Here is an 18,568-nt window from a genome sequence, read left to right as displayed (position 1 = left end):
CCTTCTCGTCGCGTTCAGGTGACGTTGATAACGACGGGCATCAAACCCGCCGGCATATATTCCTGATATTTGATAAGCAGTGCGTCTGTTTTGATGGGAATGTCTTCGCGCGCGAACGCACCCATTTCCGTGCCGTTTTGCGCGCCTCGGGAAATCGTGTTGAGAGGCACGCCTGTTTCGGCCGGGGCAATGACCGCCGCGTCCACGCGCGGCAGAAGCTGGCCGTAATCAGGCATGCCGAAGCGGTCCGACGCGAAGAGCGGGGCGAGCGGCGCGATGCGCACGCTCTCGTACTGACGCGGCAATACGCTGCCGTTGGCCCACGCGCTGAACCGGACGCAGCCGTCCTGCGTGTTCGCCGTCAAGGCGAGGTCCTGAAGAATCGATTCGCTTGCCTCGATCGTTCTCACGACGATCCTGCCCATCACGGTCGTGCGTATCAATGTCGCGTTCGTTTCGGCTAGAGCAAGACACGCGTCCGCGACTTCCTGCGGATAACTGTCTTCCAGCAGATGCAGGTTGAGACTCAGCGTCGCAGCCGACGGCGGACTCGAAAGCGGCGGACTCGAAGGCGGACTCGAAGGCGAACTCGAAGGCGGACTCGAAGGCGGACTCGAAGGCGGACTCGAAGGCGAACTCGAAGGCGGACTCGAAGGCGAACCCGAAGGCGAACCCGAAGGCGTACTCGCGCTATCGCCGTCGAGCAGGTTGCGCGTCGCCGTGCTGAGCACGACATCGGCAAATGCAACAGGGTCGTAGATCGAGCGGCTTGTCACGAGATCGTTCAATGCCGCCGCTATGGCAGTGACGTTAGCCGGCGGCGAGGCGGGCGCGGCGACGAGCGCATCGAGTGCGGGCGACAGCACGCGCAAATGACGCGACACCGGGTCGTCTGCCTGCGTGAGCACGCGCAGCAACCGCACTGGATCCTTGATGCTGTCGACCGTCAAAACGCCCGTTGAGGTCGGGATCGCATGCAGGATACTGTTGGAAACCGAGAGCGTCTCGATCAGCCCACCCGCGCGTGTACGCACGCCCGCCAGAATCGAGCGGTCGATCGTCATGGTTTGCACGACGCCTTCGACCCATAGGCGAACCGGCACGAGTGGCCGTCCGTCGGCGGCGCGATCGAACGGGTCGAAGGGCGGCGGGGCTTCCGGCACTGCGCCCGACGTGTTGCCCGGATCGAACGTTGCGCACGAGATGGTGACGCTACCGAACGAGCCTTTCAGCACGATATCGGCACCGGACACGAACAGGCCGTCGACGGCGAGGTCCGCTGCGAGCCCTGTGATCGTCCAGTCGCGATCAAGCCGCAGCACGGGACGGGTCTGCTGCCCGGCGCGCAGCGTCAGCGCACCGTCGACGCCCAGGTCGGGCGCTTTCGTGTAGGTGAGGGAATCGGCGATCGTCACCGTGCCGCTCGACTGCATGCCGGTCGCGAGGGTCTCACCGCCGTTCGACATGATTTGCGCGGGTTGAGGCGTCGCGATATCGATCGTATCCAGCCGGCGATCATAGGCTCCTGCGCCAATGGCAGACGAGAAACCATAGCGGTACTCGACCGTCAGGGCGGCGCTGGGCGAGCCCGCTGCCGCATTGCCCGTGACGGCGAAACGGCCGCGTTCGGGACGCACGGTCAGATTGCTTGCCGGGACGATCTCGGGCGGCGACGTCGTCGTATAGACGACCGCTGAGTTGGGATAGAGTGGCGCGGTGGCATTGAGGCTCGTATCGAACAGGGTCTGGCTGATCGGGCCTGCTACTTCGGCGAGGCCGGGCGACTGCCAGGACTCGCATGACGTGAGTACGCGCGAAGCGGCGAACAACGGCACGTCGCGCCCCGTCGGATCGAAGGTGTACCAGCCCGGGCAGCCTGCGACGGCGACAGGCGTTGAATGGCCCGTTGCGAAACTGTGCAGCCGCCAGAGATAGACGCCGAGTTTCGGGATGGCATGCCAGCCCGAGAGGCCGGCAGGCGCACGCACGTCGGCCGTATAGAAGTACTCGTCGAAGGCCGTGCGGACCTGCTGTGCGCCCTTCACGTTGCGGAGGTCCGCAAAACCACCGATCGCCGTTCGCGTCTGCGGGCCGCGCAAGCCTTCCGCGAACTGAAGGCGTTCCGTATCGTCGCCGGGTGTGAGGGCGACGCCGAGCGCCGGGTCGAGACCGTGGCGCGTGCGGCCAAGCCGGCGGAAGAACTCGACGACACGTGCATCCCATCCGGTGATGTCATGTGCGATCTCTTCGAGCACGCCGACTGTGCCTTTTCTGCGCCGGTAGTAGATGGTTTTGCGCACATCGAGCCGCTGGCCGCGTGCGTCGAGGGCAGCGACCAGATTCGTCGCCACCAGGTCGCCGATATACGGGATCACCCAGTCGTCGCAGGTTTCGATCGACTGATTTGCCCAGAGCCGGTCGAGGTCCCGCCGCACGATGGCAGCCTGCCTGCCGATGCGGTTGACGAGCTCGCGCAGCGGGCCGTTGGTGCCGAACTGGTCGGTGTCTTCCGTCCGGTAGATGGCGGGCAGCAGGTTCCACAGCTTATCCGCGTAGTAGACGTCATAGTGGTCGGACAGGCTCATGACGCTGCCTCCCCATGCAACTTCAGATGCACGCTGTCATCGGGCACCCGGTAATAGCGTCCATCGCCGGGCGCATAGCGCGCGGGACGGCATTGGGTGCGCAACGCGGCGACAGGTGCGCCCGAGGTCTTCGGCGCCGCGGGCTTGCGCAACGGCGCAAGTGCGCTGGTAGAGACATGGGCGGCGCTGCCCAGGCGGCTCGCGAGCGTCGATCCGGGGATCGACACATGCATCGGTACGGCGGCCCTGCGCGACGCCGCCACGTCGATGCGGGAAACGCCGCGCGCGAACAGGATGCGCCGTGGAAACGGAACACGCCGTGGAAGCGGGATACGCAGCGCGGGAGCCGGTGCGAAAGACAGATCATGCACGGCGACGACACCCGGCACCGCGAGGCAGGCTGCATAGATGTCGCTGTCGTACAGCGGCGCGCCGATCACGACGCGCTGTGCGCCGAACAGCCCGCTCTGGGGGGCGACCAGCGCGTCGTGCAATGCCTGTTGCACGGCACTGTCGAGATAGCGGGCATCGCGCACATACGACAGGCTCAGCACCATGTCGACGGGGACGGCAGCCTGCACATTGAAGGGCCGGTTGCTGTCCGCTGCGCCTGCCAGAGCGTTGCGCGCCGCGTCCGCTGCACCTGCGTCGCCCGCCACCCACACATGGACGGCGGGACGCTGCGTCTGCTCATCGAACGCAAAGGCGGCTTGGGCCGCTGTGACGCCCGGCGCGGCGGCCGCGATCGCCTGGAAGTCGAACAGCGAAACGGCGCGGCCAAAACTCAACACGGAGTTGGGGGCCAGCGTCCGGACGCGTTCAGGCGGGTCCGCGTCCGCGCCACCTGTCGGCGCAACGGGATTCACAAAGGACGCGAGCCCCGGCTGCGTTTGCAGAATCGAGACGAGGGTGGCAGGCGGTGGCGCGTCAGCACCCGCGCCATAGCGATACGATGCGCTGACGTTGTTGACCCCGGTCGGCAGGCGCGCGCCCTGACGTCCGTCGCCGAACACGACATGCGTGTTGCCCGCTTCGTCTTCACGCGTGGTGAATACTTGTGCGTCTCCCGGCTGGCCGAAGAAGTCGGGCACTTCGCTCCACTGGATACCGTTGACCCAGATCCGGACGGTGCTGCTGAATCCGTCGCCAGAACGTCCCGCAGGGTCCGCGAAGTAGGTCACCGGTTTTTTCTGGAGCGTGAAGTTCTGGTTCAGGATGGTGCCGTCGCCGCTCCCCAGTGTTTCGTCGACGGATTGGCCGCGCGAGACGGGCACACGATTGAACAGCACCGACAGCGGCGGCGACAAAGCGGGCGCGGCGGGGTCAAGGGTGATGTTGCCGTTTGCGTCGACGCTCGCGGCGCTCCCTGTGCCGTCGCTATCGACCACGAACGCCGACGTGACGGCGGGCGCGGCTGCGCCATCGCCGCTCGACGTTGAGGATACCGATGCAATGGCCTGTGCCGTCGACGTGGGCGCCGCTGTACTCAATGCAACCCCCGGTGCCGACGACCCGGCTGCGGTGGCAGGCAGATTGACCAGCGTGCCGACATCGCGCCATCCGTAACGCATCACGACGGTCGTGGCATCCCCGGAAGGGCTGACAGGCATCTGCACGGTGAGCACCGTGTGCGGGACAGGCACGGCGGGTACGGGTGTATTGGCGTCTTTGGATGACGGCGGGTTGCCGGGGTCGCCCGGGTTGTTCGCGTAGAAGATGTTTTCGGTGCATGCGGTCACCACGCCCGCGCAGCGCGCCGCCGCGCGCGGCACCGTCATGTTGTCCACCACCACGATGTCGCCCGGCTGGATCTGACGGAAGATCGACGCGAGGCGCAGCGAGACGATATACGGGCCGCCGCCAGTCGGCGCGAGATGCGTGTCCGGCAGATATGGGTACAACGTCGCGCTGCCCGTGCTTCTCAGCAGGCGCCAGTGTGTTGCGTCGACATCGGCGAAGCTGGCGTCCGGCAACGCGTCAGCGTCGAGCGCGATGCTGGTATTGCGCGAGCCATCGGGTGCGCGGACTTGCACGAGACTCTGCAGCGTGCCCGTCACGTATTGCGCGGACGTGCCGTCGAATCCGTTCCTGATGAACATCACGCCATCGCCTGGCTTGACCGTGCTAACCGCGCCGGCGACCAGCAGCGTCGCGCTGGCGCTGCCATCGCTGGCGGCGTTGACGAGAGAAGCGGCGAACTGAGGTGCCGCGGTGACGGGCTGAATGTCGGGTTGTCCGACCGTCGTATCCACGTCGACCTCGAACACTTGCGGCGGCTGGCCTGGGCCCGGCTTGTTCTGCACCTGCAGACCGGCCGGAACGAGCGTCGGGCGCGCGCGGTTGACGAGGGCGCACAGTTCGCCCCGCGCGCCCAGCGCGGGCTTTGGGCGATAACCGAGCAGCCTGACCAGCCGGTTGACGTTCTCGGGCAGTATCGCCGTACGTAAGTACGATTCGTTTGCGCAGCGCTCGCTATAGAACGTCACGATGTCCGATACGTACGCCCACCATTCGATCATCTGCAGCGCGAGATCGCCCGTGGCCGGCCGCCATAGCAGCGAGGCGCCGCTCGTATCGGTGCGGCTGAGCGACATCTCGCCTGCGAGGGCCATCAGCAGTGCGCGGCGGAACGCGGCATAGTCGCCGGCGCGATACACCAGCGCGGACAGGCCAGGCGCGTTGTCCGGCACGGCGGGATGTTCGAAGGTCCCGCATGGGCATGCCGGCTTGCCGGATGCGTTGTCGGTCATTTTCCCCCCATCACGGATAGCTTGATGGCGCCGCGCTCGGGGCGGGACGGATCGTTGTCGCAACGAATGATTTCGTCGACGGCAACGGTGATTTCGTCGGGCATAGGCAGGAATACGAATGACCGGCCCCGCACGCGGGCTTCGATGCACAGCACGCCGGCCACGCCCGGTACGCTTTGCAGCACGGCCTCGAGTCGGCTGCGTTCGAGCGGTGCGCCGAAGGAGAATTTGTCGAATGCGAAGAATCCGCCGTTTGTCGACAGCGCCTCGCCGAGGCGGCGTTCCACGTCGGCGCGAAACGCACTTGCCTGAGCGCAGATCTCGATTAGCAGATCGATGGATACATAGCGCGGATCAGGCACATACGATTCATATCCCGCCATCCGATAGCGGTTGAGCAGGGCGACCAGGGCAGTGCGCTCGTCAACGGTGATGTCGTCGCTGTTGTGCGGATCTGGGGTCGTGAAAGCGGTCAGCCAACTGCCCGTCCAGCGGAACACGCAACCCGCGCGCTGCACCCAAGGCAGCGTTTGCGCGGCCGCCGCGTAGTCGTCGGGTTTGACGGCCCGGAACTGAACGGCGCGGAACGCCGCTGGCGCCAGCCGGCGCACCGAGTCCAGCGACTGCGCGTCGGCGCCGCCGCTCGCCGCGAGCGGATTGGTGACGCCTTGAACGCCCGCAAACCTGACGGGATCGAACCGGGTGATGGTATCGGCCGATACATTGCCGCCTGTGCCGCGCGTGACGCGATAGGTCACGGTGAACGTCGTGCCGTCGGGCGGAATGAGCCCGAACACGCCGTCGCCGAAGCGCAGCGTGCTGCTCGCGTCGCCGTCGTAGTCGAACTGGTCTGTCCCGTCCGAATTGCGCACGAGTTTGCTATAGCGCGCATCGTCCAGCGTGAACGACAGATCGAAATTGCCCCCGTCGAGCAGCGAAGCGCGCCAGTTCCATACGGGATGCTCCGTCGCCGTGGTGGCCGAACTCACGACGATCTCCGGACTGGCAGGCGTGTTGAACGGCTGCCCGGCGCCAGCGCCGATGCCCGTGTCGGCACAGCCGGGCTGGGCAAGCCAGGCGAGCGAGCCGTTGCGCAAGGTGTACAGGTGGATGGGCGGCGCTTCCGGCGTTTCATCGACAGATTGCGCTGCGGACGGATACGGCCCGTCGCGCACGGTCGTCACTGTCATTCCGAAGACGGGTAAGCCATCCGTGCGCGCTACGAAAGTTTCGTCGGCGCACGTCTCGCCTTGCGTGGCGGCGAGCAGATTGCCGACGACACAGGTCTTGCTCAGATCGCGGGCCTGCGACAACGCATCGTTGCTCTGCCAGCGCAGAATCGTCACAGGCGTGGGCTGCGGGCCGGCCGCAGGCGAGGCAGGCGCCGCGCCCGCGCCGGGGAGCAGGTTCGTTTGCGGATCGGTCAGGAACACGTCATCGAAAATAGCCTCGGCAAACGGACCGGCCGGGCTGTTGGCGGGCAGCAGATGCACGATCTGGCGCACGGGTGGATCGGCTGGCGTGAGCGGCGCGGTTTCGATCAGCAGCGCCTGTCCGGCGATGAAGCCGAACCCGTGGCCGAGCACCATCATCGACGTGGCGCCTGCAGGCAGGCATACGCGGCTGTCGTCGAACCAGTACGGATTGATCCGGCCGCGATTCCACAGCGCGTTGACGGGTTGGTTCGGCGGCTGGATCAGCAGCGTCGCACTGTCGTCCGCGACTCTTCTCGCAGCGAGCGATGGTCCCGTCTCGAAGACGACACGATTGCCGGCCGGATCGCTCGCGTACGCCGCAAATCCGTACGGCAATTCGGTGCACGCGGAGTCGACATCCACCTGAAGCATCACGGTGGCGGCCAGCGCAGGCTGCGGCTGGTAGTCGACAAGGCGCGCGTGACGCACGACGGACGCGCGCTGCGTCGCCGTGTCGAGCGATGCTTCGGCGAATACACGGTCCTGCGTATAGCTCAGGTCGTCGCCCAGCGCGCTCAGGGCTTCGAGAAACATGACGCCGAAGTCCGCCTCCGAACGCTCCTGCCAGTTCGGATAGCGCAGCGCGGAGAAGTCGAGCAGTGCCTGCCGAAACGACAGAAAGTCTTTTGCGAGGTAGTCGATGGGCGGCGCGTCGGCGGGCACTGCGGGGCAAGGCGGTGCGGCGTTTTCGCAGTCGAGGTCGGATGGGCAGCCCGCCTTGAACGAGAAGGGCACGCTGTCATAGAAGTTGTCGAGTACCGGGCTTGACAGCGTCAGCGTGTAGGTGGAGAAATCGCCGGGCGCGGCAGTGTGCAGCGTCAGGCTCACGTGGCCGTCAGCGTTAGACCAGTCGGTGTCTGAGACGGGCAGTACCGCGACGCTCGGGATCGTTTCGCCGCCAGTGATCGACGGAGCCGACGTCAGGGTTCCCTTGACGGCCACCTCGTTCAGAAAGTGGACCTTCAAGGTGGTCTGGGCCGCATCGGCAATCTCGACGAAGTCGATACCGTTGTAGTGATCGGAAGTGATGACGGCGGCGCGCCGGTCGCGAGACGACATGTCAGTTCACCCGTACTTCGGTGCGTTGCAGCGACTGTGTTTCGAGCAGCGTGTAACCGATCTGGATCAGCATGGTCGCGTCGTCGCCGTCGGGCCCATTCGTCACGTTGACGTACTGCACCGTGATCTGATCGCCCAGCCACCGCTTGAGGCTTTGCAGAACGAGCAGGCGGGCCGACGCTTGAAGTGCGTCGGAGTTCGGCGCGAACAGCATCTGCCGTACACCACAGCCGAACTCGGGCAGGTCGGCGCGTTCGCCGGGCGCGGTCAGCAGGATCTGGCGGATCATCTGGTCGACATGGTCCGTGTAGGGCGCCTGCGCAGCTTGTCCCGAGCCCGGATCGAGGTGGAAGGGAAAGGCATAGTCGGCTCGTTGCGCCATGATCCGGCTCCTCAGAGACCTGTTACCTGCTGTTGCGCCATGTTGATCAGCACGGTGCCCTGCACCGCCTGATCGGGTGCGATACACAGGCCCACGCTCGATTGCGTCAGCAGGAAATCTCCGTCCGCCTGGCTTTTTGCGGCCGGCTGGACCCATTTGACCTGTACGCACGGATGCGGCGCCGGGCCGAGCATGTACGGGCAGCCCGTGATGATGAAGGTATCCGTCGACCGCGCGGCAACGGCGCCGCCTATCATCACGTTCTGGTTACCTGGGATGGTCTGCACCGTGCCGCCGTGCGGGCACATCAGCATGCTTTGCGTATTCAGCAATGCGGGCATCAGATCACCTCCAGCGCGCCGTCGTTGACGTTCACAGCCGAATCGCTGATCTCGATGCTGTGCGCGCCACGCGTCAGCGTGATGCCGCTCGCGGACAGTTCGACGGAATTCTGATTCGGGTCCGAGATGGTGATGGTCCCGGCGCTGTCGTCCAGCACGATCTTGTGACCCGAGCGGGTCACGATGACCTTGACGTCGGGTGCAGCGTCGGCGGGCAGCTCTCCGTCTCGCCAGTAGCAGCCGGTGAAGATCGGAAAGGACACGTCGCCGCCTTCGAATTCGATCCAGACGCCCGCGCCCTTTTCGGGCAGAAACGTCATGCCCATGCCCGCGCCCGCGAAGGGCACGCAGCACACGCACCAGCCCGTTTCCTGATCGGTCAGCACCGAGGGCACTTTTGCCTTGATGCGCAGCGTCTTGCTGTCGACCTCGGTGACCGTGCCGCGATACTTGCCGTAAAAGCGGTTGCGCAGCCGGTCGATGACATCGGTGAGCGTGGTGTCCTGCATGGCCAGTCTCCTAAAGACCCGGCAAGGCCGGTAGCGACGCACCGGCGCTTGCCGCACCGACGGCATTGCGGACCAGGGTGAATTTCATCGTGTGCGCATCAGGTGTGATCGAATGACGCACGCTCCAGACGAGATACTTGCCCGAGTACAGCGAGCCGACGCCGGCAAGGGCGACGATCATGCCGGCACGCAATATCACGCCGAGCCGTTCGAGATCCGAGTCGCCTTCGCAGCGCAGGAACCAGAGCGCATCGCGCAACAGCGCTTTGGCGCGCAAGGCCAGTTCGCCGGCGTCGTCGACGGGCGTCGTCAGCAGCACGCTCATGCTCTTGCCGGTGAAGTCCGCGAGGCCTTTGGCGCCCAGCAATTTGAGGCCGGAGTCCGAGGTGTCGGCGGATACGCCGGATGGATCGGCGTCAACAAACGTGCTTTGCCGCGCGACCACGGATGTCGCCCGTGTGGCGTCCCATTCGATATTCAGGGAGCCGACCGTCCAGTTGTCCTTGTCATTGAGCGTGAGCGTGGCGACGGGATCGCCGTCGAGATTGGGTTTGGCGAAGTAGCCAGTGCGCTGCCCCGGCTTGTCGGCGCAGGCTACCCGGCAGACCTTGCCGTTGCGCCGCGCGAGCATGCGCAGGAACTGGATATCGGAGCCACGCTGCATCAGGCTGTGTCCGGCTTCCGTATGCGACGCCGAATCGTCGTCGAGGTTCTGGTCCGAAGGCGTAATGCCGTAGTCCCCAAAAATGCTGTTGGCGACGGCTCCGTCGGTCACGTCGACCCACTCCTTCGTTTTTTCGCTCATGTTCATGAGCCAGCTTGCGTCCTGTCCCCACACGTCGAGCGTGGACGAGGTCGCGCCCCGTTCCAGATGTAGACGTTGCGACAGCACGTAGCCGTCGAACAGGCATTGCATGCCGGGCGAGCCGGCATTGCCGATCAAACTCGCTGCCGCAGAGAGTGCACCGCCTGCCGCACCCGCCGGCGCACCGCTGCCCGTCTGAGCGACGACGGCGATATTCGCCAGCGGCGCGAGGCGCGCATCGTCGACAAAGAGCAGACCGCCCGACGCGCTGCGCGACACGGGCAGGGTCAGTTGCAGCGCTGCCGGCATGTCCATGCTTTCCTCGACTTCGACGGTCGATACGCTCGTATAGAAGTCGGAGTCGGGCGACTGGCCGTTCAGCAGGATCTGGTAGCCGCCGGGCATCAGGAGGTCACCGGTGCGTTGCGTGGAATGCCGATCAGCTCGCGCTGGGCGAGTGCGTCGGGCACGACGCTGTTGTTGGCGTCGCACAGTGTCCAGAATTTCGTCGCATCGGCCATGTAGTGGCTGGCGATGAGGTCGAGGCGCTGTGACGCGTCGCGATGGAAGTAGCCGAGTACCAGCGCCGGGCCCGGCAGCGGTAGACGTGTGAGCTGGATGTGCGCGCCGTCGCTGCGCGTGAACGTGTAGGCTGACTGGCCTGCATAGCGGCTGCCTGGGAAAAACATCGTCGTCTCCTAAAAGGGCGTGGGCAGCATGCCCACGATCGACGCAGCCGCATCGCCAAGGTTCGCGAGTGCCTGCGTTTGCCGCAGTCCTTGTGTGTAGACGTACGCGATCTTCGCGACATCGGCCATGGGCGCGCTCAGTGCAAGCAGCTCATCCGGGGTCAGCACACGCAAGGTGATCTGCGCCTCGGCATGCGTCGGGTTGAGCATCGCGTCATAGAGGCGTTCGTTTATCGTCAGTCCCGTCAGACGCACGGGCACGATGCGCTGCGGTCCCCAGACGAACAGTACGGTAGGCATCTCGAGGCGCGGCACCGGTTCGTTGTTTCCGCTCGCCGCGGCCGTCGCGCTGCCTATGACCGGCGCGGCCCCGATCGACGCGGACACGGTGCCGATCAGACTTGAACTGCCCGCCGAGGGCATCGGATATTGCAGCATTTCCAGCGCCGCCAGCCGCGTATACACGCCACTTGCCTGTGCCAGTCCGGAGGCAATGGGGTTGGCGCTGCCGTCCGCAATCATGTCGTTCGCGTCAAGGTAAAGCGTGAAGCTGAAGGTCTCGCCGGGTGTGCCTTTGACCGCCTGCGGATTGCGTCCCGCCTGCGAATCGGCTCCGCTGTCGCCACCGGCCGCTGTCCAGGTGTGTGTGATGGTTTCGGGGTTGTACTGGAAGACGATGACATCGGGCGTCACGCTGATGAAGCCAGGTGTGAAAGAGATCAACGCGCCCTTCAGGAAATCGGCGGCCATAACTGTTACTCCAGTGCGCGCAACAGCGATGCGACGATACGCCGGGCCAGTTCGGACTGCGTTTCATCGGCCTTGCCTTGCAGTTGCAGCTCGACGTGCGGCAGATCGACACGATGTGGCATCGCCGACGACTGCCCTAGCAGCGTGGCGATAGCACGCGCAAGCTCGCGCGTGTCGTGCTCGCTGTAGCCTGGCACCCCAAGCGCGAGGCGTTCGATGTTCCACTCGTCGGGGCGATCGTCGGCCATTTAACTCTGCCTGAATCCGAAGATGGAAAAACCTCTCGCAAGCGCAGCCGCGGGACGCGGCTGGAGCGCGGCGGGCGCCGCAGCAGGGGCCGGCTGGGCGAGGGGAGGAGGAACGAGCCTGACTTCGAGCGTGCCGATGCGCACTTGCGTCTGCGCATGCGGTGCGGTAACGGGAGAGGCGGGCGACGCTTGCCGAGGCAACCACGTCGGCTCTTCGGCGGGAGCCTGATGGCGCAAGCTGGACGGCGGGTCGCCAGGCGATACGCGACGCAGCTGCACGCTGCCTTCATCTGCCCTGCCGGCCGTTTCCGGCTGGCGCGGTGGTCGCGGCACATTCACATCGGGTTCACTTGCAGCCATGCGAGGTTCAAACGAGGCACGGTGTGTTTCGCGCGATGGGCCGAACGCCGACGCCGCCGGTTCAATAGCCGGAGGCTGCGGGCGGAGAAGATCGGCCGGATTGCCGTTGTCTACGCGTCGTCGGTCGCGGACGGGTTCGAGGCGGTCGGCGGGCGCGTGCGTCGCAGGCGGTGTGATGTGCGTGACGGTAGCCGATTCGACCCGCGTGTGCGGCGCCGCGCGCTGTGCGGACGGCCGCGACTCCGTGACGCTCGCATCGGGCCTCGTGGCCTCGTCGGACAACGTGCGCTGGCCGCGCTGGCCCGATGGATTCCGAAGGTTCGGCAAGTGTGCCGACGGGCTCATCGGCGCGATGCTGCTGGAGCGCGTCCTCGCGCCGCGCTTCCCGTCCAAGGCTGAAACGGGCACGCTGGTGTGCTCTTCGATCCCCGCAAAGCCGGCTGGATCAGGCAGCGCACGAAACAGCAGGCGCGGCGGCACAAGAGTGGCCTGAGGCACCTGCGCAGTGGCGCCTCCGACCAGCTGGGTGAGGTAGCCTCGGCGCGTCATCATGTCACCACGTGCGAGTGGCGTGCCAGTTCCGCATAAGCGACACGTCTGCGATTGGGCATCGCGAGAATTTCGCTTTCACTCCAGTGATAATGCTCGGCCAGCAGATGGACATCTTCCAGAACGAATTGCGCCCGCTCGCGCAGTTCGGCGAGAAAGTATTGACGCGGCTCGAACAGAACCGAGATGGGTGCGCCGCAAGCAGGACAGTAGCCGCTCAGATTTCCGGACAGACAGGGCGCGATCAAGTGCATTGCACCTTCTATGACGCGCCGCTCATTGTGTCCCCGGCCGCGCGGCCGGATGCAACGCTCGGCGAGGCGTTCACTCGCGCCTCGCGTATGCTGCAGTTCGACGAGGTCGCGTGCCGTGGGAAGCCGGAACAGCCCCAGTTCTGTGCCGTCGGCTCGGCGCATCAGCCGGTACCAGTGCAGTTCGGCCTCGACGGCTTCCCACGTGCGCGATTTCCACGGCTGTCCAAGCGGCCTGTGATGACGCAGGTAATCGTCGATGCCGAACGAAATGTCGACGCGCGCCGCGCATCCGGGGGCCTGGCACGCGGTATCCGTCGCAATGCGGTCGCCGAGCAGTTGCTGACGCACGCGAAACAGCAGGAACTCGAGATCGTAGAAAGGTATGGCGGCTGCGTCGAATTGCTCGCCCTGCCCGGCATTGACCAGGCGTTCGATGAAGCGCAGCGCCACGGAGAGCGCCTGATCCGTTTCTTCGATCAGCATGAGATCCTCCGCGCCGGTTGGGGGCGCGACACTCACGGCGGTGCCGCTCAACGGCAAGCATAAGGACATCGAGCGCCCCCCCGGTAGGCTCATGTCGAGCGTCGCGCTCATCTAGATTTCCGGTATTTCGAAGACGCTCGAGTCGCGTTCCCAGCCTTCGTTCTCGAGCTTCACATGTTCGAGAGCGATAGCGGAACCGTTCGCGTCGAAATCGTGTACCTGATATTCCGATACCCAGCACCGGTGCACGATGTACGCGATCACGGGTTGCCCCGCCTCGTTGAGCAACTGGATATGAATGTCCTGGCGCAGATTAGCGAGACTCGTTTGCGCCTGGCCTTTGATGATCTGCTGGGACATGTCCGCCCAGTGGATGAAATCCATGCCCTGCGTGATCCCGCGTTCGAGCGTGATCGATTCGTACTTGGTGCGGCCCAGACCTTTGCGGATGATCGGGTCACCGCCTTCCTTGTAGTCGATCACGTCGGACGAGCGTTTCAGACCGGTCACCTTGTTGACGCCGAGGATCGGGTCGGTGCCAGTGCCAAAGAACACCAAAAAGCGAAACGACTTGTACGGATCGTACCGGTTGATGTTGACGCTAAAGCCCTTGGTTGGCATGGTGGAACCTCAGCACATGAAGTGGGTTCGTGGCGGATACCCGGGCTGGATCAGGTTGTCTGTGTCTGTCCGGCGATCTGCGCGATCGTGATTACGACGAATTCGGCAGGCTTGAGCGGCGCGAAGGAGACAACGATGTTGACGATGCCGTTATTGATGTCGTCCTGCGTCGTGGTCTGGCTGTTGCACTGGACATCGAAGGCCGTGGTGGTGGTCGTGCCGGCGAATGCACCCTGGCGAAACAGTCCGTACATGAACCCCGTCACTTCCAGCGTGATCGCTTTCCATGTCGGATCGGCATTCGGCTCGAAGACGACCCAGCCTAGGCTCGCGTACAGGCTCTGCTCCAGAAAGAGCGCCATCCGCCGCACGGGCACGTATCGCCATTGCTCGTTGGTCAGTGTCACGAGCGTGCGAGCGCCGAAAACGACAGTCGGGATATTCGGAAAGTCGCGCAGACAGTTCACGCCGATCGGATTGAGCACACCCTGGCGCGGGTCCGTCATGCGGCCGCGCTCCACGACGCCCGTGACGTTTCTTGCCGTCGTCTGGAAGCCAGCCGGTGCTTTCCATACTCCGCGTGCGAGGTCGGTGGCCGCAAACAGGCCCGCGACCGTGGCGCCCGGGGGAATCTCGTTCAATTTTCTCGTCGATGAATTGATTGTCGCGCCAGTAAAGGGGTCAGGCGAATAGAGATAGGGAAAATACAGCGCGCCGTTCGCGCTTTGCGGAATCTGGCCTGCACCGACGGTGTCCTGTATCCGGTCCGAAAAGCCTTCGAGCGTGCCGTCGGCGGAATCCGTGACCGGCGGATCAACGATCAGGAACGCTCGTTTGCGCTCGCAGAATGCCTCGGCGGTGCTCAGCACGGAGACATCGACGACGCCCGGAATGTTCATCAGGTTGAAGACGGGGAGTTTGTCGAGCGCGAAGTCGTCCTGCATGACCCGCTTGAAATCGTCCGAAGCGAATAGCGGCGTTGGGAGGGTCGCTTTGGTTACCGTGAGCGTACTTGCAGCCGCAGGAAATCCGGTGGGGGCGGGAGAGCCTGAACTCACGGTCACCAGGTTCGATACGGGCGAATCTTGCGTGCCGAATCGCGTGAAGATGTAGTTGGGATTGAGCGTGCCGTCCGACTGGTGTGTATCGAGCGATACGCGACGATAGGTCTCCGTAATGGCGGGTGCCGGCTGCTGTCCCTGACTCACGCCTTTCTGCCGATACGTGATCACGATGTCGGCCACCTTGGGCAGCTTGGGTGACACTACGGGCGGCGAGCCAACGGGTGGCGAGACGACAGGCGGAGAGGCCACAGGTGGCGATGCAACGGGTGGCGATGCCGCGGGCGGAGATGCCACGGGTGGTGATGCGACAGGTGGCGATGCTACGGGAGGCGAAGGCTTCACGTCGGTCGGTACAGGCACGATTGCTATCTGCATTTCCCACACGTCATCGGTGATTTCCCGTGCGGTGAACGTGATCCCGGCAACCGTTGCGGTGCCCGCCGTTACCTTGGTGTGGTCGAGCGACACCACATAGGCATTGGTGCCCCCGTTCAAAAAAAACTGATTGACGGCCTGCGCCATGTCGCCGAACGACTGCCCGGCAGGCGCCGCGACCGAACCGGCGTTCGCGTACGCCTGGCTGTGCAGAAACCCGCCGAACTGCCGTTGATAGTCAGCAAACCCGAATATCTGATAAGGCTGATCAAGGTTCTTGGGCACCGTTTTCAGCGGATGCGTATAGCCGATGAACACGGCGATATTGGTAGGCGCTGCGGTGACCGTATGAATCAGGCTCTGCCGCTCCTGAATGTAGATGCCGGGGTACGACGTGGTCACGGGCATGGCCATCTCCATTGCGAATCGATCGATCCGGCACACCCAGCAAGGCGTGACGGGTGTTCCCTATGCGGTTGGTCCCGTGATGAGGCGAGGTTGCACACATTGGGATTGCCTGCATGATCAAGTCTTGGTTGCGCATGGACATGCGTCAATCATCCAAAGGGATGAGCGGTATCCTCCCGGGCTGTCATCCCTATGGATGAGGGATGACGTCGCGGATGATACGGCTGCGATCCAAGCCGGTCGCGTCGTCGGGCCTGCAGCGCGCCGCAGGCGGTTGCCGCTCGCGTGGTTCGATTGCGGTGAGGTTTTGCCGGCTGCGTGCGGTGTTCTATGCTGAGTCCAGCTTGTCATGCGCAGCGATGACAGCAGCCGCACGAGGGAATCACTGTCATGACGACGACCGCGCGACACGCAGGCAAGACTTCAGCCCTTTCGCTTTCCGATTTTCGGAATTGCCACCGCGATGAAACGATCATCGTCTGCGGTTGCGGCACGTCGTTGCATGAACTGATCGAGCCTCGCCGCACGATCACCATCGGCGTGAACGATGTGGGGCGATTGTTCACGCCGGATTATCTGGTCGTGTTGAATCCGCCGGCGCAGTTTGGCGGCGACCGTTACCGCTATGTGGAGGAGTCCGGCGCTCGGACGTTGTTCACCCAGCTCGATCTGGGCCGAGTGCGCCCGCCCATCGCGTCGATCCGGTTAGGGCATTTCGCCGGCATCGATATCGAGCAGATGAATCGCGAGAACGTGTTGCACTATACGCAGAATTCGCCGTATGTCGCGTTGTGTCTGGCGGTGTACATGGGCGCACGCCGCATCGGGATCATCGGCGTCGATTTCACCGAGCATCATTTCTTCAGCCGGACGAACGCACATCCGTTGTCAGTGCGGCTGGCGGATATCGACGCGCAATACCGTAACCTCTACGGAGCGCTGCAGAGGGGCGGCATCGAAGTGTTCAATCTGAGCAGCGCGAGTCGTTTGACGGCTTTTCCGAAGACGGCCTGCAGTGCGTTCACAGAACCTCGCGCCGCTTCCGCTGGATCACGGAAGACCGCCCGGTCGCTTTCGATCGTTTCCTATGCAACGACGCCGGTCGTCGGCGTCCCCGCTGTGCTCGCCCGGTGCATTCGCGAGCGGACCGGTCACGACGCTCAATGCGTCTGGCAGACGCGCGCATATGGAAATGGTGTGCGCTTCGATGGCGACGATACGATCGAGTGGTCAGTCGACCCGCTGGCGGCTGAGGCGGCACTGCACAAGGCCGACGTGATCATCGTTCACAACGGCAAGGTGGACGCGCGGCATCGCACGCTCGTGGACAGCAAGCCGGTTGTCACGATGGCGCACAACTACATGTCGAATGTCGATCCGGCTTTTGTGAAGCGTGGATTTCCCGGCATGGTCGTCGGGCAGTATCAGGCCACGCTGGCGGAATTCGAAGGATGGTTCATCGTGCCCAATCCGGTTCCATGGTGGCAGGCGTCCTGGCAGGTTCGGCCGAAGCCTGACATCGTGACGATCGCGTATACGCCGTCGGGAAAGCATGAGAGCTACCCTCAAGGGCATCAGCTGTATTGGCATGGGAAGGGCTATGAGAGCACGATGCGCGTGCTGGAGCGCGTGGCGAGCCGGTGGCCCGTACAGATAGAAACGGTGCGTGACCGTTTCCTGACTCACGCAGAATCGCTGAGCGCGAAGCAGAAGGCCCATATCCTGATTGACGAGTGCGTCACGGGCAGTTATCACCGCAACAGTCTCGAAGGCCTCACGCTAGGGTGTGTCGTCGTCAATGGCGTTGGGCTTCTGCAGGGTGTGAAAGAGGTGATCAGGGCGTGCAGCACCCATGCGCAGGATGCGCCGTTCGTCTTCGCCACACGCGAGTCGCTGGAAGCCGAACTGACATCCCTGATTGAGGCGGGCCCCGCGAAACTTGCGTCGAGAGGACAATCCTGCCGATTGTGGATGGAGCAGAACTGGGATTTCACGCACCAGTGGGAGCGGTTCTGGCAACCGGTTATCGAGCGCGCGATTGCGCAAACGGAACCTCGGCGCGGCAGTGCGGCGCGGCTCTGCCAGCCGGTTCCGCAAGAGGCGGGTGTTCTCGAGAAGAGATTCGAGGCGGCGTTTCTTCGCGGAGTGAAACATAGTGACGAATCCGTTTCTGGGCCGGGTTCATGCCTCGTTCAGACGGAAGAACTCCGCCGCAATCTTCCGGATCTGATACAGGGCATCGGCGTGAAATCGCTTCTTGACGTCGGATGTGGCGACGTGAACTGGGTGAGGCGCGTCGAGCTCGGCATCCAGGAATATGTCGGGATCGACATTGTCCAGCGCCTGGTTGACGAAAACCAGCGCCTGCATGCGCGCGACGGCTGGCGGTTCATACGGCGCGACATCACGCGCGATGATCTGCCCGCTGCCGATCTGATCCTGTGCAGAGATCTTCTGGTTCATCTGTCGTTCGCCGATGTAGGCCGAGCCTTGGCGGCTTTCGCGCAAAGCGGATCGCGGTACTTGCTGACAACGACTTTCCCGGCTCGACGGGAGAATATCGATATCGCGACGGGCGGCTGGCGGACGTTGAATTTTCAACTGTCGCCGTTCGACTTTCCTGAGCCGCTAAGAATAATCAACGAGAAATGCACTGAAGTTGGCGGGCGTTTCGCGGATAAGAGCCTCGCACTGTGGCGAATGGATCAGATCGAGCGGTTCACGCGAACCGTTCGCTGATCACGGTATCAATTGCGCGATTGAGTTGTCTGGCGTACAGAACCATGCAGCGTTTTATGCCTCTCTCAAACGGAGGGGACAGTGCGTCCGATTGTGATGGAATGAAGAACAAGCACCAGTTT

Annotated in this window: 16 protein-coding genes; 2 read left to right on the top strand and 14 right to left on the bottom strand. The window is 63.9% G+C overall.

Annotation, left to right across the window (positions count from 1 at the left end):
• Positions 1-14: 14 nt before the first annotated feature.
• Genes G3N95_RS12120 through G3N95_RS12070 form a run of 11 tightly spaced genes read right to left on the bottom strand, consistent with a single transcriptional unit; the run spans position 15 to position 11,953 of the window.
• Positions 15-2,585, bottom strand: coding sequence for a hypothetical protein (locus G3N95_RS12120; RefSeq protein ID WP_205970225.1), 2,571 nt, complete (start codon positions 2,583-2,585; stop codon positions 15-17).
• Positions 2,582-5,335: a hypothetical protein gene (locus G3N95_RS12115; RefSeq protein WP_205970224.1), complete on the bottom strand. Its 2,754-nt coding sequence runs from the start codon at positions 5,333-5,335 to the stop codon at positions 2,582-2,584. The genes G3N95_RS12120 and G3N95_RS12115 overlap by 4 nt, the downstream gene beginning before the upstream one ends.
• A complete protein-coding gene (locus G3N95_RS12110; protein WP_205970223.1) occupies positions 5,332-7,869 on the bottom strand; it encodes a hypothetical protein in 2,538 nt (845 codons plus the stop codon). Before G3N95_RS12110 ends, G3N95_RS12115 begins: the two co-directional genes overlap by 4 nt.
• A 1-nt stretch (position 7,870) precedes the next feature.
• Positions 7,871-8,251: a GPW/gp25 family protein gene (locus tag G3N95_RS12105; RefSeq protein ID WP_205970222.1), complete on the bottom strand. Its 381-nt coding sequence runs from the start codon at positions 8,249-8,251 to the stop codon at positions 7,871-7,873.
• Positions 8,252-8,262: 11 nt separating this feature from the next.
• The gene (locus G3N95_RS12100; RefSeq protein ID WP_205970221.1) at positions 8,263-8,592 is read right to left on the bottom strand and encodes a hypothetical protein; all 330 of its coding nucleotides are present in this window, start codon (positions 8,590-8,592) and stop codon (positions 8,263-8,265) included.
• A complete protein-coding gene (locus G3N95_RS12095) occupies positions 8,592-9,101 on the bottom strand; it encodes a phage baseplate assembly protein V (protein ID WP_205970220.1) in 510 nt (169 codons plus the stop codon). Before G3N95_RS12095 ends, G3N95_RS12100 begins: the two co-directional genes overlap by 1 nt.
• A gap of 10 nt (positions 9,102-9,111) precedes the next feature.
• On the bottom strand, positions 9,112-10,311 hold the full coding sequence (locus G3N95_RS12090; protein WP_205970219.1) for a hypothetical protein: 1,200 nt from the start codon (positions 10,309-10,311) through the stop codon (positions 9,112-9,114).
• The gene (locus G3N95_RS12085; protein WP_205970218.1) at positions 10,311-10,595 is read right to left on the bottom strand and encodes a hypothetical protein; all 285 of its coding nucleotides are present in this window, start codon (positions 10,593-10,595) and stop codon (positions 10,311-10,313) included. Before G3N95_RS12085 ends, G3N95_RS12090 begins: the two co-directional genes overlap by 1 nt.
• A 9-nt stretch (positions 10,596-10,604) precedes the next feature.
• On the bottom strand, positions 10,605-11,345 hold the full coding sequence (locus tag G3N95_RS12080) for a hypothetical protein (protein ID WP_205970217.1): 741 nt from the start codon (positions 11,343-11,345) through the stop codon (positions 10,605-10,607).
• 5 nt (positions 11,346-11,350) lie between these two features.
• On the bottom strand, positions 11,351-11,593 hold the full coding sequence (locus G3N95_RS12075; RefSeq protein ID WP_205970216.1) for a hypothetical protein: 243 nt from the start codon (positions 11,591-11,593) through the stop codon (positions 11,351-11,353).
• Complete coding sequence (locus G3N95_RS12070) at positions 11,594-11,953, bottom strand: hypothetical protein (protein ID WP_205970215.1); 360 nt, start codon at positions 11,951-11,953, stop codon at positions 11,594-11,596. It lies immediately after the preceding gene.
• Between the two features lie 175 nt (positions 11,954-12,128).
• Between G3N95_RS12070 and G3N95_RS12065 the strand changes: the two genes are divergently transcribed.
• On the top strand, positions 12,129-12,446 hold the full coding sequence (locus G3N95_RS12065) for a hypothetical protein (protein WP_205970214.1): 318 nt from the start codon (positions 12,129-12,131) through the stop codon (positions 12,444-12,446).
• A 55-nt stretch (positions 12,447-12,501) separates the two neighbouring features.
• Here the strand turns inward: G3N95_RS12065 and G3N95_RS12060 are convergent, their stop codons facing one another.
• From G3N95_RS12060 to G3N95_RS12050, 3 genes are all read right to left on the bottom strand, one after another.
• Positions 12,502-13,239 (bottom strand): hypothetical protein, encoded by a 738-nt coding sequence (locus tag G3N95_RS12060; protein WP_205970213.1) that lies wholly within the window; start codon positions 13,237-13,239, stop codon positions 12,502-12,504.
• A gap of 111 nt (positions 13,240-13,350) precedes the next feature.
• The gene (locus tag G3N95_RS12055; protein WP_205970212.1) at positions 13,351-13,860 is read right to left on the bottom strand and encodes a phage tail protein; all 510 of its coding nucleotides are present in this window, start codon (positions 13,858-13,860) and stop codon (positions 13,351-13,353) included.
• 50 nt (positions 13,861-13,910) lie between these two features.
• Positions 13,911-15,707 (bottom strand): phage tail sheath C-terminal domain-containing protein, encoded by a 1,797-nt coding sequence (locus G3N95_RS12050; protein WP_205970211.1) that lies wholly within the window; start codon positions 15,705-15,707, stop codon positions 13,911-13,913.
• 390 nt (positions 15,708-16,097) lie between these two features.
• Here G3N95_RS12050 and G3N95_RS12045 point away from each other — a divergent pair, with 390 nt between their 5' ends.
• Complete coding sequence (locus tag G3N95_RS12045; RefSeq protein WP_205970210.1) at positions 16,098-18,446, top strand: class I SAM-dependent methyltransferase; 2,349 nt, start codon at positions 16,098-16,100, stop codon at positions 18,444-18,446.
• Positions 18,447-18,568 lie beyond the last annotated feature (122 nt).

The sequence above is a fragment of the Paraburkholderia sp. Tr-20389 genome, assembly GCF_017104565.1.
Classification (GTDB): Bacteria; Pseudomonadota; Gammaproteobacteria; order Burkholderiales; family Burkholderiaceae; genus Paraburkholderia.
The sequence above is the reverse complement of the archived record's forward strand: the minus strand, read 5'-3'. Positions and strand labels throughout refer to the sequence as shown.

Coding starts and splice junctions, on each gene's coding strand:
- G3N95_RS12120 (WP_205970225.1), bottom strand. CDS start 2,585: ATGAGCCTGTCCGACCACTATGACGTCTACTACGCGGATAAGCTGTGG.
- G3N95_RS12115 (WP_205970224.1), bottom strand. CDS start 5,335: ATGACCGACAACGCATCCGGCAAGCCGGCATGCCCATGCGGGACCTTC.
- G3N95_RS12110 (WP_205970223.1), bottom strand. CDS start 7,869: ATGTCGTCTCGCGACCGGCGCGCCGCCGTCATCACTTCCGATCACTAC.
- G3N95_RS12105 (WP_205970222.1), bottom strand. CDS start 8,251: ATGGCGCAACGAGCCGACTATGCCTTTCCCTTCCACCTCGATCCGGGC.
- G3N95_RS12100 (WP_205970221.1), bottom strand. CDS start 8,592: ATGCCCGCATTGCTGAATACGCAAAGCATGCTGATGTGCCCGCACGGC.
- G3N95_RS12095 (WP_205970220.1), bottom strand. CDS start 9,101: ATGCAGGACACCACGCTCACCGATGTCATCGACCGGCTGCGCAACCGC.
- G3N95_RS12090 (WP_205970219.1), bottom strand. CDS start 10,311: ATGCCCGGCGGCTACCAGATCCTGCTGAACGGCCAGTCGCCCGACTCC.
- G3N95_RS12085 (WP_205970218.1), bottom strand. CDS start 10,595: ATGTTTTTCCCAGGCAGCCGCTATGCAGGCCAGTCAGCCTACACGTTC.
- G3N95_RS12080 (WP_205970217.1), bottom strand. CDS start 11,345: ATGGCCGCCGATTTCCTGAAGGGCGCGTTGATCTCTTTCACACCTGGC.
- G3N95_RS12075 (WP_205970216.1), bottom strand. CDS start 11,593: ATGGCCGACGATCGCCCCGACGAGTGGAACATCGAACGCCTCGCGCTT.
- G3N95_RS12070 (WP_205970215.1), bottom strand. CDS start 11,953: ATGGCTGCAAGTGAACCCGATGTGAATGTGCCGCGACCACCGCGCCAG.
- G3N95_RS12065 (WP_205970214.1), top strand. CDS start 12,129: ATGTGCGTGACGGTAGCCGATTCGACCCGCGTGTGCGGCGCCGCGCGC.
- G3N95_RS12060 (WP_205970213.1), bottom strand. CDS start 13,239: ATGCTGATCGAAGAAACGGATCAGGCGCTCTCCGTGGCGCTGCGCTTC.
- G3N95_RS12055 (WP_205970212.1), bottom strand. CDS start 13,860: ATGCCAACCAAGGGCTTTAGCGTCAACATCAACCGGTACGATCCGTAC.
- G3N95_RS12050 (WP_205970211.1), bottom strand. CDS start 15,707: ATGCCCGTGACCACGTCGTACCCCGGCATCTACATTCAGGAGCGGCAG.
- G3N95_RS12045 (WP_205970210.1), top strand. CDS start 16,098: ATGACGACGACCGCGCGACACGCAGGCAAGACTTCAGCCCTTTCGCTT.